The following is a 15,245-nucleotide window of genomic DNA, read 5'->3' as shown; positions in this document are numbered from 1 at the left end:
GGAGTGATGAGCACCATGAAACGCCTCGGCTACGTCGCGCTCAGCGCCACCTATTTCGTGTTCGCGCCGTTCCTGCATCGCCTAGGCGCGTTGCCCGCTTCCCTCGTCACCGTCGTGCTCGCGGCCCTGCTGGCGCTCCTCGCCTCCGGCACCGTCGACGCGGTGGCCGTGATGTTCGGAGCTGGCGCGGCGTTCGCGGGCACGCTCATGGGGGCGGTCTCGCCGCCCTTGGCCACCGCCGTGTTCGTCGCGCTCGTCTTTGGCGAGCGCACGCTCCGCGTGCGCGTCGCGGGCGCTCGCCTCGCCCACGTGGGGCTCGCGCTCGCGTCGGGCGGAGCGGCCGGCCTCGTGGTGCAGGCCTACCGCGGGGCGGGGACCGCCACGCTGGCGGTCGCCGGACTCGTCGCCGCCGTGCTCGTGGCCGCGCCGTTCCTCATCGAGGCGGACGACCCCATGGCCCACGCGCTGAGCCTCGCCTCGCGCGAGACTCGTGGGCCCGTCGCGGCCCTCTTCGCGCGCGGCGCCGAGCTCCGCCGCGTGGCCGCCGACGTCCCTCTGGACCGGGAGACCGCGCGCGAGGTGGAGGACACGTGGCGGGCGCTCCTCGGGCTCGCGACGGCGCGCCTCCGCCTCGACCGCCGAGAGCGCGTCGTGTCGCCGGCCGCCGAGTCCATCCTCGCCAAGCTCGATGAGCGCATCGGGCGCCACGTCGACGTGCTCGCGCGCGCCTACACGGCCGTCGACACGGCGCACGCCGTCCGGGCCGGGGCCGATGACCGCTCCCTCCAGCGCGTCGCCGAAGACCACGCCGCCATGGACGACGAGAGCGAGGCGCTCGCCGAGGTGGAGGCCGCGCTGCGGGCCGACACGCTCTCCGAGCGCGCGAGCTAGGACCGCAACGAAGCCCGTGCCGAGGCGGCGGGGCAGGGGCGACGGGAGTCTATCGGGCCGCTGAGCTGGCGGCCCATTCGCGGGCGCTGGTAGGCTCCAGCGCTTGAGCACTCCCGTCTCCGCGGCCCGCGCGTCGCCGCCTCTCCCGCCTGCCTCGAGTGCCCCACCGCTGTCGCGGGGGCACGCCGACGACCCGGCCGGCGCTCCCGCCGGACAGGCGAGCGTCGCGCGCTCGTCCGGCCTGCTCGTCGCGTGCGCGGTGGGCCTCGCGGTCGCGACGGTGCTCCCCGCGCGCGTGGCCCTCTTCCTCGAGCAAGAGGGCGCCACCCGGTGGCTGTCGTTTGGGGGGGGCCTCCTCACGGACGCCGCGCTCGTCGCGCCGATCGTGACCGCCTCGATCGCGACGCTCGCGTGGATCGGCGTGCGTCGCCCAGCGCTGCTGCGCGTCGGCGCCCCGCTCCTCGGCGGGCTGCTCGCGCTCTCCTGGTTGGGCCACAACGCCGCCATGGAGTTTCGCATCCAGCGCGGCGTCTTTCCGGGCCCGGTCGAGGCGCGCGAGGGACTTGGCCACGGCGACTTCGTGCTCGCCGAGCTGCCCGCGCTCTTGGGCGGTCGCTTTCTGCCGGGCAACATCGTCTGCGCCGCGCTCGCGTTCGCGCTCGCGGTCGTCGCGCGTCGACAACTCGCCTCGAGCTCGCGCGCGTGGCTCCGGCGTCGCGCGCCGCTCGCGTTCGTGTGCCTCGGCGTGCTCGTGTCGGTCACCCTTGGGCTCGGGGCGCGCGAGTCGAGCGCCTATGGCGCGCGGCTCCACAACCCTGGCGCGATCGGCTCACCCGCCCGCACTTTGATGGTGCGCCTCTTCGTCGCGGGCGACTACGACGGCTCGCCCGGCGCCGTGAGAAAGCTCCTCGTCGCCGCGCCGGTCTCGCCCGACGCGCTCGCGCTCGGCGCCGCGCACATGGGCCTACCCCCGGCGGCTGGCGCGCGCCTCGCCCTCGCCGAGACGCATGCAGACTGCATGCAGCACCCGCTCGCGCGTCCACTCGCAGAAGACGGCACCGAGCTGCTCGACGCCGCGCGCGGGCTCTCGCGCGCGCTATTTCGCGCCAGGGCCGTCGCCCCGATCGTCCACCACGTGTCCCTCGAGAGCGTGCGCGCCGACGACGTGCACGGCCTCTCGGAGGACGCGCCCGCCTCGCTCACTCCCTTCCTCACGCAGGCCACGCGGCCCGACACGGCGAGCTCCGCGAGCTTCTCCAGCGCGCACCAGAGCGGGGTGCGCACCGCGCAGGCCCTGTCGGCCGTGGTGTGCGGGGTTGGGGCGCTGCCGTTCCACCTCGCGCTCGGGCGCGATCTCGGGGCGCTGCCGCTCCGGTGCCTCCCCGAGGTGCTCGGCGACGCGGGCTTCGTCGGGCGGGTCTTCTACGGGCACGAGCTCGTGTTCGACGACATGGGCACCTTCCTGCGCGGCCGAGGCCTGCGCGCACACGAGCGGCGAGACTTCCCGAGCGGCGCCCCGCGCGGCGTGTGGGGCGGAGTGACCGACGGCCCGGTGTACGCCGCCGCGCTCGACGCGGCCGGGCGCGAAGCGCGTGCACAATACAACTTCGTCCTCACCCTCTCGCACCACAACCCGTACACGATCCCCGCCGACGCCCCCGCGCCCGTAGAGGCCGCGGCCCGCGCGGTGTGCGACGCGCGCGGGCTCGGGGGCGAGAACTGCGCGCGCCTGCACACGCTCGCGTACGCCGACGACGCGCTCGGTCGGTTCGTCGCGGGGGTCGAGGCGAGCGTCGATGCGTCGCGCACCCTCGTCGTGTTCGCGGCCGATCACACGACCCACGTATGGGCGCCTTGGACCGACGCACCGCGCGTCGACGCCCTCACCCGGGTCCCGCTCGTCGTGTGGCTCCCGGAGGCGCTGCGGCGTGCCGCGGACCCCGTCGCCTTCGAGCCCGCGTGGGCGCGCTTCCGGGAGCTCGCGAGAAGACGCCCGGTGTCGAACTCCGACCTGCCGTCGCTCGTGCTCGCGCTCGTCGGCGACAGCGAGCCCATGAAGAACCTCCCGCCGGCGCGCCGGTGGCACACCCTGGGCGGTCAGGCGACGAGCCCGCACTTTCGCTCGCCGACAGGGGAGGGCGCGGTGTTTGGCATCGACGCCCACGCGCACCCGTTCCACGTCCTCGCGCCCGGCGTCGTGCGCACCGGCGCCGCGCCCATGGAGGCGCTCCGCTCGCGGCTCGACGTGGTGCAGGCCCGCCCCCTCGACGCCCCGGCGGTCGCGCTGTGGGGCAGCTTCCTCCGCGGCTACGCGGCCGCGTGTCCGCGCGGCGCTCCCTGAGCCGAGAGGCGGCGGCGCGTCGTCCTTGCCGACCACCGCGTGACGACTCGCCTCTCGCTCTACCGCACCAGCGCGCCCCCGAGCACCTCCCAGAGCCCCTGCTGCATCGTGAGGAACGCCTGCGCGTCGGGCACCATCGCGGGCGCCGAGAGCTGCGGGGTGCGGCCGCGCAGATCGGCCGGGAGCGGCAGGAGAGTGAGCCCTCGCTGGCGCGTCTGCAGGAGCGCGCGGCGCATGTGCGTGCCCGAGGTGACGAGCCCCACGCGGCGCCACCCTCGCGCTGTGATGAGCGCACGGTAGGCCTCCGCTTCCTCGGCGGTGTTCCGTGGGCCCTCGACGCGTACGATCGCCTCCTGCGGCACGCCGAGCCTTCGCCACACGGTCTCGGTCTCCCAGCTGAGATCGCGAGCCACGTCGAGCCCCGCGATCGAGGCGCCCGAGGTCACGAGCGTCCGGGTGACGCCCGCGCGGTAGAGCTCCGCCCCGAGCGCCACCCGGTCGCCCGCGCTGCCGAGCTCGGGGCCGCCTCGCGGCGTGAGGCCCGTGCCGCCGCCGAGCACGACGATCGCGTCGAACGTGCCCGAGTCGAACGGGTCGATGGCTGCGTAGTCGCGCTCGAGCCGCACGGTGAGGGCGCTCGCGAGCCACTCGTTGGAGAGGGCGACGTAGGCGAGCAGCACCGTCAAGGACAGCGCTCGCTCCCGCCAGCGACCGCGACGCCAGCTGCGCACGGCCACGAGGGTGAGCCCGCACGCGACGAGACCCGCGGGCATGACGAGCTTCGCGACGAACTTTTTCAGCAACATGACCGAAGGCGCGAACACCCCGCACGCCACGATCAGCAGCGCGAACACGAGCGCTTCCAGCCGCCACGAGGCCGTCCTCGCGAGCCTTCGTCGGCTCCACAGCCTCGCGCCGAGGAGCGCGGAGGCGACGGCGCAGAGCGTCCAGAGCACACGGGCACCTTAGCAGCTCACGCGAGTCACTCGGGGGCGACCCTGCATGAGCCTGCATCCGCTGTCCCCCGAGTTGGGTACACTTCAGGGGCATGTCCCGCCGCGCCGCTGCCCGGTCCTCCCTCGCTGCCCTCGCCGCCCTCGGCCTTGGCCTCGCCCTCGCGGGTGCGGCGAGCAGCTGCGCGCAGGCCGCCCCCTGCGAGTTCAACAGCGACTGCGCCGCGGGCTTCTACTGCGCCGCGGGCGTGTGCAAGCGCGACTGCTTCGACGGCCTCGACTGCGATCCAGGCTTTGTGTGCGGCGTGGTAGGGAAATGTGTTCCCGCTGACGGCGGCGCGCCCGGGGACGGCGCGGTCGGCGAGGGCGGCGTCGACGCCACGTCGGACGCGCCCGTCGTCGCCGACGCGGCGGACGGGGCCGTGGTGCCCGACGCGAGCGACGCGAGCCGCCCCGACGGCGGCGGGACAAAGGCGCGCCTCGACCTCTGCGCGAGCGACGCGGAGTGCGCGTCAGGGCTCTTGTGTCGGCCGCTCACCCGCGGCGGCCCGGCGCGCTGTTCGCCGTCGTGCGCGACCACCGCGCAGTGCATGAGCGGCACGCGGTGCATGACCCTCGGCCCCGACACCTACTGCGCGGCGAGCGACGTTGGCCGCCCGTGCGACGTCGCGGCGCCGGCGGCGTGCAACTGGGGCTGCGTGAGCCCGGGGTACTGCACGATCGAGTGCGGCTCCGGCGCGGGCTGCCCGAACGGCTACGGCTGCGGCACCGTGGGCGGAAAGCGCGTGTGCGTCCGCGCGGAGGAGTACTGCGGCGGCGGCGCCGTGTGCACGGGCGCGCAGTGCGATCAGAGCATCCTCGCGTCGGGCTGCACGTTCGGGTGCGTGAGCGCGGCCGACTGCCCACAACGCGCGCTGCCCCTCGCCCCCTGGACCTGCGCGGGCGGGAGCTGCCGTCGGCCGGGCGACGTGAAGGGCCCGCTGCCGCAGGGCAGCCGCGCCGAGTACGCGTGCGACGTGAACAACGCCGTCGTGAACCTCTGCAACGACACGCAGCACATCGACTTCGACCGCTTCACGATCCCCGCGGCGCCGTTCGTGGCGTGCCCGAGCGCGGTGAGCGTGCCGGGCGTGGTGGGCGACTCGTGCGTCGACTCGTGCCGCGCCGCGGGCGGCTGCGCCCACGGCTACGCCTGCACCAGCGTGGGCAGCGTGCTCGGCCAGCGCATCGGCCTCTGCTTGCCGGCCCAGGGCGCAGGCGAGGTGCGGAGCGCCTGCACGCGCGACGGCGACTGCGCCTTCGGCTACTGCGCGCAGGGCAAGTGCTCGCGCGACTGCACCGCCGACGGCGTGTGTCCCACGGGCTCGTCGTGCGTGGCCGGGGGCGCCCCCGACGTCGAGGGCCTCCCGTTCCGACGCTGCCAGTGAGTCGTTCGAGACGTCTCTTCGGCGGCGTGGCGTTCGCCGCCGCAGCCTGTGGACCGCGCTGACAGCCGCCGTGCGACGGCGCGCGGATCAGCCAGGCGAGGCGCAAAGGCCCAGCGAGCACACCCCAGACAAGCACTGGCAGTCGTCGTCGCAGGGCCTGCCGCCGACGAGCCGCCGCGGGCAGGGCGGCTGACCGGGGACAGGCACGCAGCACTCCGCGGGGGTAGGCGGCGCGACCCACGCCGCGCCGCTGCACGGACCGAAGCGGCCGTCCGGACAGACCGTCGCGTTGCCGGTCTGGAAGACCGACGTGGCGTCGTCGCACGTGAGGTACTTCTTGGCGTCCGCGCGAAAGATGGCGCCGCTCAGATCCGCGCGGGGGAGCGGAATCGGGACGAGGTCGCTCCGAGACATGCCGCAGAACACCGTCCCGTCGAGCTTCGTGTCGTCGAGATAGAGGGACGCCGCCGTGGCGGAGGCGAAGCTCGCGTACTCGATCTCGCTCCCCTCGAGGTGGACCGCGCGGAGGTCGCTACGTGTGAAGAGCGACGCCGACAGGTTGCCGTTCCGGAGGTGGGTGTTCGAGATCGTCGCGCCCGTGAGGTCAACGTCGGTGAGCGCCGAGCCGTCCGCGTACACTTCGCTCAGCCTCGCGCCCGCGGCTCCGCACGAGGCGAGGTCCAGCCGAACCTGAATGCCACTCAGAGCCAGCCCCTGCAGTGAGGATTGCTGGAGGGCGATGCGTGTCTGGGGGGCGCCCGAGACCACGCTGATCGCGGCGCGATCGAGCTGACTTCCGCGACCGACGAGCGAGAGGCTGCGCAGCCCGCGTAGCTTGGCGTCTCTCGCCGAGAACGCCTCGATCGTCGCGTCCACCTGAGCGCCCTCCCAGTCGCTCTCGTCGACGTTCACCGCAAGGAACGCGACGCGCGCGACGGTCGCCCCTCGCCATGTCGACCTGGGGAACGAGATGTTCTTGAAGCTGCATTCTCGTAGGGTCGCGCGGTCGAAGACCCCGTACTGCGTCGCGAAGGCTTGCGTGTCGACGGAAGTGAACGAGACGTTCTCGAACGTGGCGCCCGAGAATCCCGACCCGACGTCCGCGCCGTCGCGGCTCGGCCAGAAGCGAAGGGTCAGGTCGGAGAACCTGAGGGGCGGGGTGACCGAGGCGAGCAGCGAAGCGACGTCGAACGTGCCCCCGGAGAGCGCCGAATCGGTGAGATCGGGCCGAGAGAGCACGACCGGCGCGCCCTTCGCGTGGAGGGGACCGTTCAGGAGTGCGCAGCGACGACACGTGAAAGCCGAGAGGTCGACGACGTTCGTGACCGGATCCACCGCGAAGACGCGATCGTCGAGCTCGAAGACAGCGAGATCGAGGCGGAGATCCGCGTGGACGTACTGCGAGCCGGTCTTGGCGCCCTCGGCCAACACCGCGCGCCCCACCGACTTCGCGACGCCCTGCGAGCGCAAGCCCTCCACGAGGTCGGGGCTCGACATGCGCGGGCGAGCGCGGAGATCGAGGACGAACGACCGCGCGACGGAAGGGACGCCCTTCACGCCGCGGAAGTCACCCTCCAGGGTGACCTCGCCGCGGCTGTAATCCTCCGCGAAAGAGACGGCGAGCGAGGAGAGGCTCGCGCCCACAAAATCGCCGCTGAGGGCCAGGGGCTCCTTCGTCGCGGCGCGGAGCGTGGCGCCTCCGAGCGACCCTTCGAGGCGGCACTCGTGCCCGGCGAGCCCGCCGAACGGGCTGTCAGGATCGGAGCTCGAGCGGGTGCATGTCCCACCCAGCGTGGCGTTTCGATAGTCGCCCATGTAGCCGTAGACGAAGCTCGGGCTCTCGGGGCCGGTGGGTACCTTCAAGAGGGGCCAGTTGGCGCCCGCCCCGAGGTCGCAGCCCGCGCACTCGTTCGTGCTGATACGAAACTCCCGGGGCGCGCCCGGGCCGACGCCGTGAGGCCATAAGCGACGTACCCCTCGACGGAGGCCCGAGTGAAGTCCCCCTGGAGGACACACTCGTCCTTCCCGGTGCCGTTCACGCCACATGTGCCACCCAGCGTGGCGCCCTTGTATTTGCCAATGTAGCCGTAGCGACCCGGGGCGAGCTGGGGCCACGCGTCCCCGGAGGTGAGCTGGCATCCCTCGCACTCGTTGGAGCTGACCCGAAACTCTCTTCGATCGGGGCCGCCGGCGACGAGCTGGGTGTGGATGACGTCCGGCGTCGCGTCCTGGCCGCCGGCTCGCGCGAGCGCGTGACGGACGTCGAGCACGTAGGTGCCTACCGGCAGCCGGGCGTCGATGCAGGGGCCGCCCGCAGAGAAGGAGACCACCGGGGTCAGGTCCTGGCGCATGAGCGTCGCCGAGTGGGGCTCCCCGTTGTCGTCGCGGAAGCAGTAGGCGCGCGACTCCTCGCGCGTCACTCGAATCGGGAGGCGCAACGTACCGACCCCCGCCTCGCTCGCGGCCCGCGGCGTGAGCGCGGCGACGAGGTGCTGATGGTCGCAGAGCGGGCGACTCGAAGCGCGCAGCTCCGCGTAATGGGCGGCCGCGCTCGCGCTGCACGACGGCTCGGCCGCCGGGGTCGACCCGCAGCCAGCGGGCGCGGGCGCGAGCGCGAGCGCGAGCCCGAGCACTCCCGTGAGAGGCGCGCGCTCGCTGCATGCCCTGCGCTCTCGGGCGAAGCGGGGCACGAGCGCCCGCCCTCGAGGTGGCCTTGGCATCAGGGCGCTCCCCTCTGCGGGTACCACTCGCTCACGGTGGTCGAACGCTTTGTCCTTCCCCAACCTCGCGCCGCACGCGGCCTTGATGAGCTCGATCACGAGGCCGTAGCGCTCCTCCGTGAGGGCCTCGAAGAACGTGTGGCTGAGCGTGTGGGCCGCCTCGCCTCCGCCGGTGCCCGCCATCAAAGACCAGGTCGGGAGGAGCGCATCCAGCACGATCTCGAGAATGATGGCGACGTTCCGCGCGACGTCGTAGTTGTCGAGCGCGGTGCTGCCGGCCGGAGCGCGAACCTGCCCGTCCCCCGCGCGGAGGGTCCCCGCGACGGTCCATAGCTCGGCATAGGCCGAGTCCTTGAGTGGGAGTTTGTATTCCTCACTCGAAGCGCTCGTGAAGGCCTTCGTTACGGACGGGTACGACGTGGCGGGCACGTAGCCCAGGAAGGCCGTGGAGGTGAGCGCGCCGTCATCGTCGAAATACGAAGCCCCAACGCAGACGCCGATGGCGAGGTGATTGGTGACCTTGAGCTCGACCTCGCGCTCCTCCACCTTGAGGATGTTGAGGCGTCGCCCCCCGCGTGACACGTTCTCGTCCACCAAGAGGACATCGGCCTTGGAGGCGCCGAGCGCCCCTCGCAGCGCGGAAGGTGCCTGATACGCGTCCGTCCCTTCGAGGGTCGTGTACTTGCCCACCGCCTCCATCGATGCGTCGTTGTGCAGGCGCTCCAAGGTCTGCGTGACGACGAGGTCAATCGTGGGCTTGATGCTCGGATCCGGTTGCCAGCTGTACTCGTACGCCGCCGGGGAGCGCAGTACGCTCTCGAACGTAGGGGAGCCATCGGCGCTCGTGCGTCGGACCTGATCGTAGAGCGGCACGGGCGCGCCCGTCGCGTCGCGCACGTACGAAGCTTCGGCCCAGCCGGCATAGCCCTTCTCGACGTCCTCCGGAGTCGAGATGTAGGCGAGGTCTTCGACCTTCTTGCGGAGCGCGTCGAAGCTGTCGCATCGCTTGATGTGGTCGATGACGGCCGTGGCGACCGCCGCGTCGAGGGCCATGATGCTGGGATGATGAAATACGCACCAGACCGCGCAGTCGACGTAGCTGACGAGGTGCGCGGGGTCTTCGTCGGGAACGCTGGTGGCGGGCGCGGCGAGGAGCGCGCGGTCGTCGAGCGACGGGATGTGGATGCCGTGCAAGATCGGGGCGGGCGGGCCGTGATGGCCTGCGAACGTGAGGTGGTAGCTCTGCACTCCCTGAATGGACAGCGACACGTTCTCGGCGAAGTGAGACGGCGCGACTCCGTCGATGTGCAGCGACTCTCGAGCCCGCAACGTCTCCGGGGTGTGGGCGGTGAGTGCATAGGTCTCTCCGCCCACGCGGAGCTGGAGGCGCGGACGCATGTACGCGGCGAGCGCGCTCTCGCGAATGCCTAGCCCTCCGAGGTGAAAGTGGAGCGTCTTCTCGCGACGCCGCACCTCGCGCGGGGATACCGAAGCTTGGGGCGGAGTGGAGTCGTCACAACCGGCGAGTGCGCCCCCCGCGCTGGAGCCGAGGGCTCCCACGGCTGCGAGCGCCTTCAGGAGATCGCGGCGGCCGAGGGTCGGCGTGCGTGAGCGCCTCATCGGGCCTCGCACGCGCCGGCGACGCAGCTGGCCGACTCGCACTGGCACGACTGCGTGCAGGCGGCGCTGGTCGGCGAGTCGGGGCCGCAGACGCCTAGGCGCGGATCGCAGCACACCGAGGGGAGGGCCTCCCGGGCCCACGCGCTCGGCGTGCACGGGCCACGCAGCCCGGAAGGACACACGGTATGGGAGTTGGTCGAGGTCGCGTCGACGCCGAACGTCGGTGCGCATGAGGGCACCGGGCCCACGCCGAGGCGAGCCTGCGGCAAGCGCGCTCCGGAGAAGTCGGCGGAGGTCAGGTCGGCGCCACAGAGCTCCGCGAACGACAGCCGCGACAGGGCGAACGAGCTCTCGCCGAGCTTCGCGCCCGCGAGGGGGTGGCCGAGCTTCACGTAGTCGTTGGTCGGGGCCATCGCCGAGTCGAGCACGACGCGGCCCGTGCGCCCTGGGAACATGTCGGCGTAGGTGGCGCCGAGGTAGGTGCCATACGAGAATCCAAAGTGCCCGCGCAGCTCCGCGAGCGGGCGGCGCGGGAGGGCCGGGAGCGCTGTCGCGCGTGGACGCGGCCCCGGAACGCGCCGAGGGCGCCCACACACATCGCGGTCGCGATGGGGAGCGCCCTCGGGCGGTCAGACAATGTCAGGCTGTCGAGGCCCGGTCAGTTGGGATCCGGGACCGGCACGCCGCCGGGCGAGGGGGGCACCGCGCCACCGCCCGTCTCGGCGCCGCCGCAGTAGCCCCCGCCGGGGACCACGGGCGCCCCGAGGCGGAGCACTTGGGGCGGGCTCGCGAGCTGATCGACCTTGCTCGCGATGATGCCCCCGTAGCTTATCGAGTAGGCCACGTCCTCGAGGAACACGCCGCGTCGCACGCTCGGGCCGTAGTAGCCGCAGCCGTAGCCGCCGGGGTTCGAGCTCACCAGGGACGTGTGGTCGAGGCTGCCGGCCTTCGAGAAGCCCGAGCCCACGCTCACCCGGAAGATCTCGAGAGAGCTGCGCATGCCGCCGGAGCCACCCGAGGACATGTACGGGAAGGCGAGGAGCCCGCGCTCCTTGAAGTAGGTGAACGCCTTCGGGTCGTAGAGCGCCTCGGAGTGACCGTACTCGCTCGCCGAGTAGGAGAACTTGTGCGACTGCGTGGGGCGCGCAGGGTTCGTCACGTCGAAGATCTGGAGGGCGAGGCCCTGCACGCGGCCTTGGGGCGTCGCGTCGCGACCGATCGTGAGCAGGTGGTTCTGGTCCATCGGCACCATGAACTCGCTGAAGCCGGGGATCTTCAGCTCGCCCGTGACGCGGGGGTTCGTGGGCACGGAGAGGTCGAGGGAGAAGAGCGGATCGACCTGGCGGAAGGTGACGACGTAGCCCTTCGACTCCATGAAGCGCACCGAGTAGATGCGCTCACCGGGGGCGAGCTTGCCCGTGTCGCCGAGCCGCGGGAGGCGCCCGCCCGACGTGGGCGCGCCGAGCACGCGCACGTGGTTCTCGGTCTCCGGCTGCGCGAGGCGCTCGGCCTCGTTCGTGGCCCTGCGGAGGTAGAGGAAGTGGTCGGTCGTGGCGACCCGAAGGTTGCCCTGGTACTCGTCGAGCGAATACTGGTCGTCGACCGATCCGGTCACCGAGCCCGACCCCACGTAGAGCGGGAAGGTCGGATCGCTCGCGAACGAGAACTTGTGGAGGTGGGTGCGGTCCGTGGCGAAGCGCGTGGGGAGCGGCGCGGCCGTCGGCGCGGCGGGCGACTCCTTCAGGCCGACCTGACCGGGGACGGAAGGGCGCGGGGGGACCGGGGTGTCCGGGGCGGGAGCTGGCTCGGCGCTGCCGACCGACGGGGGCGTGGAGACTCCGCCGCCGCCCGACCCGCTCGACCCCGACTGCGCCTGCCACGAGGCGTAGATGTCGAGCCAGGGGAGATCGACGTAGGCCTGCTGCGCGAGCACCAGGCTCCCGCCGTTGCCGTAGACCACCTTGGTCATGCCCGTCACGGCCGCGCTCTTGATGGGGGCGGTGGGCGCCGCGAGGTCGAGCGACTCGACCTGCGTGAGGCCGAAGGTCGTCGAGCCGGTGGTGGGCACGTAGTAGTCTTCGCAGCGGGGCGAGGCGGCGGTCACGCTCGTGCCGTTGCGCTCGAACGCGACGGGCAGCCAGTCGGCGACGGTGCTGGCGTCGAGGATCGCGATGTTGGCCGCGCGGAGCGCCTCGAGCTTGGCGATCATGCCGTTCGCGTCGGTGGGATACGACTCGCCGGGCGCGAGCTCCACGCCGTACTTCAGCTTCGGTCCGTGAGCGCCGCCGTTCAGCACGGTGCGCACGTGGCTGCCCACGCGGCGGGAGTCCTCGTAGTGGCCCTCGAAGAAGAGCTCGCGGGCCACCTGGGGCACGTTGTTCACGACGTTGAACACGGTGATCTTGGTGAGGGGGTAGTACGGCTCGGGCGCGCCGCCACCGCCGGGGCGCGGGGGCGCCGTGGAGGGCTCGGGTGCGCCGCCCGCGACGTCGACGCCGCCGCCGTACGAGCCGCCCCAGTCGTTGTAGGTCTCACGCATCGGCACGCCGGCGGCCTGAAACAGCTTCGCGCCGTTGACCTGGGAGTACACGACCAGGGTCTGCCCGCTGAGGAACATCTCCGTCGGCGTCCCCTCGACCTTCGCCGAGCCGAGCTCCGCCATGCTCTCCTTCGGCCACGCGCGGAGGACCTTCAGGTCGGCGCCGTGCAGCAGGTAGAGGTTCTGGTTGTCGGCCTTGACGAAGTCGGCCTCGTCGACCCCCGCGACCTGCGTCGTGGTGCCCGAGTGGTCGGTCGCCTGGGGCGTGGCCGGCGTGGAGCCGGTGCCCGAGCCAGAGCCCGCGTTCGGCGCGGGCGGGGCGGTCGGGCTGCTCGAGCCCTCGGCGCGCGCGTCGCCGCCGAAGCCTCCCATGCCCACGCCCCCGTAGTAGCCGCCGTTGGCACCGAAGCGACGAATCGCGGCGATCTGCAGATCGATGCCCTTGTTCAGCTTGAACTTGGAGTCGCTGCGCAGCTCGGTGAGCAGCTCACCGCAGCTCTTCATGCGCCGAAGGCTGGCCTCGTCGCGTCCGATGGCGTCGTCGTCCGGGACAGGGGCGACGGCCCCGCCACATCCCATGGCGAAGGCGGCGATTCCACTGGCGGCGAGCATGACGAAGGCGGTTTTGGCGTTCATGATCCGGGTCTCCTTGGGTGTCTTCGAACGTAACTTTTGCACAGCTCGTGCCAAGCGATCTTGGTCGAATTCCCCTAGGAATCTGCAGGTGTGCCAGTGAGCCACCGCGGCGCCTCCGTGTCAGAGTGCGCCACGAGCGCGCAGCCGACTCCGCCCCGTCGCGCTGGGCATGTCGAGCGCGTGATCGGAAGAGCCCCTGGCCCGCGGGTGAAGACTGGCCTTCTTCCTTCGCGCGCCAGGACATGCTAGAGTTCCCCATGGGTTTCGATCCAGGCGCCTTACCGCGTCTCAACGAGCTCGACACCGTCCCGCCTCCCGAGGGAGGTGACGCGTATGGGAGCGCGACGGTCGTACGGGCAGCCCCGAGCGAGATCCTCGAGGCGCTCCGGCGCGAGCGGGGAGACGAGGGGAAGGCCGAAGCTCCTGCCGCCCACGCCGAAGACAAGGCCATCGTCGCGCCCGAGACGGCGTCGTCCCACAGCTCCGGCGTCGAAGCTCCGGAGGACAGCGCCGGAGAGCCCGCTCCTGCAGCGAAGGTGGCGCCCCTCGACCCTGACCCCCTCAAGCCCCCCCGAGTTCCGGAGGATTTCGAGAAGCTCATGGGCCAACGCGCCGAGGACGCGGTCGTCCCGGCGAAGCTCCCCGAACCCGTCCCGGCCGTCGGCAACGGATCGCTGGAACCGTCCTCGCGTCGGACGAACACGGTGCGCGGAGTCATCGCCGTCGGGCTCGTGCTGTGGGTCACGATCCTCGCTGCCGTCGCGATCTCCGACTTCTCCGGACGGTAGCGCGGCGCCGCTTCATCGGCTCGCAACGCGGCCCGCGCCGATGCTGCGGCGGCGTCGTCGTCGAGGTGCGGGGTGCGAGCGATTCGCCCAGGGTACGGCCCGCGTCTCGCGCGGGGTCGCTCGGCGACTGCTACGCTGCGACCCGTGAGTGACGCCACGAGTTGCATGCACGCTGCATCCCCACGGATCTGGGCAGGCCCTGCGGCGCAGTTGGTGGTCCTGGCCGTCCTCGCGACCGTGCTCGGGTGCTCCGGCACGCAGGCAGGAGCCCTACCCGACGCAGGCGCGCCCGACGGGACCGAGGCGACGGACGCGGGCGTGTCGCCGCCGACCCTCGATCCGGCGCTCTTCGACTGCACCTCTCTCTCTCGGCCGCCGCTGGCCCGGCGCGCGACCGCCACGCCCGCCGAGTGCCTGCGCGATCCTCGGTGCAAGACACGGCTCGTGGCGGGACACCGCGGCGCGGGCGGGCAGCTCGGGCGCGTCGCCCCGGAGGATTCCCTCGCGGCGTACCGCGCCGCGATCGCCATGGGCCTCGACCTCGCCGAGACCGACCCTCGCCCTACGAAAGACGGCGTGCTTGTGAACCACCACGACGCGACCGTCGAGCGCACCACGCTCGGCGAGGGCACGGTCTCGGAGCTTACGTTGGCCGAGCTGCGCGCGCTGTCGCTGCGCACCGGCGATCTCCGAGGCGACTTCTCCTGCGAGCGCGTGCCCACGCTGCGCGAGCTGCTCGAGACGTCGGTCGGTCGGGTGATGGTGCTGGTCGACGCGAACAAGACCGACCGGGTCGATCTGCTCGTCGCGGCCATCCAGGAGGCGAAGGCGCTGGACTGGGCGGTGTTCGACACCTCGAGCACCGACAAGATCGATCGCGCGCTCGCCCTCGAGCCTCGCCTGCTCATCATGCCGCGCGTCGCCACGGCGGCCGCCGCCACGGAGGTGCTTGTAAAATACAAGAGTCACCCACCGCTCTTCGTCGAGCTCGATCAGGCGTTGTTCCCGGCCGGGGTCGTCGAGGTGCACGCGGGCGGCTCGCGAGCCTTCACCGACGTGTTCGCGACCGACTTCGGCGTGAAGCTCGGCGGCGATCCCAAGGTCTACCTCGAGCTCTACGGAAAGGGCGCTGACGCCCTGCAGACCGATCTCCCGGACGCGGTGCTGACCGCCCTCGGCCGCGCCCCCTAGTAAGCTAGCCCGGATCGTTCGCGAGGCTGGTGCGACGAGGCGCCGAGACCGCGCGCGCAATCGTGCGCCGTGAAGGTGATCGGACCAAGCCGAAGGCGGCGGGGTGCATTCTTCGCGCTGCGCTTCTCCAGCGCCCGAC

10 protein-coding genes are annotated in these 15,245 nt (G+C 72.2%); 5 read left to right on the top strand and 5 right to left on the bottom strand.

Translation table 11 applies throughout. From position 1 onward, the window contains the following. The first annotated feature begins 6 nt into the window (after window positions 1-6). Complete coding sequence (locus IPQ09_28970) at window positions 7-891, top strand: hypothetical protein (GenBank protein MBL0198178.1); 885 nt, start codon at window positions 7-9, stop codon at window positions 889-891. Between the two features lie 103 nt (window positions 892-994). Next, window positions 995-3,232, top strand: a complete 2,238-nt coding sequence (locus tag IPQ09_28965; protein ID MBL0198177.1) for a sulfatase-like hydrolase/transferase — start codon at window positions 995-997, stop codon at window positions 3,230-3,232. Window positions 3,233-3,291: 59 nt separating this feature from the next. On the opposite strand, the gene IPQ09_28960 is transcribed toward IPQ09_28965, so the two are convergent. Then, the gene (locus IPQ09_28960) at window positions 3,292-4,188 is read right to left on the bottom strand and encodes a YdcF family protein (GenBank protein MBL0198176.1); all 897 of its coding nucleotides are present in this window, start codon (window positions 4,186-4,188) and stop codon (window positions 3,292-3,294) included. A 92-nt stretch (window positions 4,189-4,280) separates the two neighbouring features. On the opposite strand from IPQ09_28960, the gene IPQ09_28955 reads away from it, so the two are divergent. Beyond that, entirely contained in the window at window positions 4,281-5,612 is a 1,332-nt protein-coding gene (locus IPQ09_28955; GenBank protein MBL0198175.1) for a hypothetical protein, read from the top strand. Between the two features lie 87 nt (window positions 5,613-5,699). Here the strand turns inward: IPQ09_28955 and IPQ09_28950 are convergent, their stop codons facing one another. The 4 genes from IPQ09_28950 to IPQ09_28935 form a co-directional block, all read right to left on the bottom strand. Then, window positions 5,700-7,475, bottom strand: a complete 1,776-nt coding sequence (locus tag IPQ09_28950; GenBank protein MBL0198174.1) for a pentapeptide repeat-containing protein — start codon at window positions 7,473-7,475, stop codon at window positions 5,700-5,702. After that, window positions 7,472-9,805, bottom strand: coding sequence for a hypothetical protein (locus tag IPQ09_28945; protein MBL0198173.1), 2,334 nt, complete (start codon window positions 9,803-9,805; stop codon window positions 7,472-7,474). The genes IPQ09_28950 and IPQ09_28945 overlap by 4 nt, the downstream gene beginning before the upstream one ends. Window positions 9,806-9,948: 143 nt before the next feature. After that, window positions 9,949-10,548 carry a pentapeptide repeat-containing protein gene (locus tag IPQ09_28940; GenBank protein MBL0198172.1) on the bottom strand — a complete coding sequence of 200 codons (600 nt, stop codon included), beginning with the start codon at window positions 10,546-10,548 and terminating at the stop codon, window positions 9,949-9,951. Between the two features lie 62 nt (window positions 10,549-10,610). After that, window positions 10,611-13,127, bottom strand: a complete 2,517-nt coding sequence (locus IPQ09_28935; protein ID MBL0198171.1) for a beta-propeller domain-containing protein — start codon at window positions 13,125-13,127, stop codon at window positions 10,611-10,613. A gap of 257 nt (window positions 13,128-13,384) precedes the next feature. Here IPQ09_28935 and IPQ09_28930 point away from each other — a divergent pair, with 257 nt between their 5' ends. Both IPQ09_28930 and IPQ09_28925 read left to right on the top strand, forming a co-directional pair. Beyond that, on the top strand, window positions 13,385-13,915 hold the full coding sequence (locus IPQ09_28930; protein MBL0198170.1) for a hypothetical protein: 531 nt from the start codon (window positions 13,385-13,387) through the stop codon (window positions 13,913-13,915). Window positions 13,916-14,080: 165 nt separating this feature from the next. Further along, window positions 14,081-15,106 (top strand): glycerophosphodiester phosphodiesterase family protein, encoded by a 1,026-nt coding sequence (locus IPQ09_28925; protein MBL0198169.1) that lies wholly within the window; start codon window positions 14,081-14,083, stop codon window positions 15,104-15,106. Window positions 15,107-15,245 lie beyond the last annotated feature (139 nt).

It is taken from the genome of Myxococcales bacterium, assembly GCA_016720545.1.
Taxonomy (GTDB): Bacteria; Myxococcota_A; Polyangia; order Polyangiales; family Polyangiaceae; genus JAAFHV01.
Note: the sequence above shows the minus strand (reverse complement) of the source record. Positions and strands in the feature narration are given on the sequence as shown.

Excerpts from the sequence above, each read along its gene's own strand:
- IPQ09_28970 (MBL0198178.1), top strand. The coding sequence starts at position 7 with ATGAGCACCATGAAACGCCTCGGCTACGTCGCGCTCAGCGCCACCTAT.
- IPQ09_28955 (MBL0198175.1), top strand. The coding sequence starts at position 4,281 with ATGTCCCGCCGCGCCGCTGCCCGGTCCTCCCTCGCTGCCCTCGCCGCC.
- IPQ09_28935 (MBL0198171.1), bottom strand. The coding sequence starts at position 13,127 with ATGAACGCCAAAACCGCCTTCGTCATGCTCGCCGCCAGTGGAATCGCC.
- IPQ09_28930 (MBL0198170.1), top strand. The coding sequence starts at position 13,385 with ATGGGTTTCGATCCAGGCGCCTTACCGCGTCTCAACGAGCTCGACACC.
- IPQ09_28925 (MBL0198169.1), top strand. The coding sequence starts at position 14,081 with ATGCACGCTGCATCCCCACGGATCTGGGCAGGCCCTGCGGCGCAGTTG.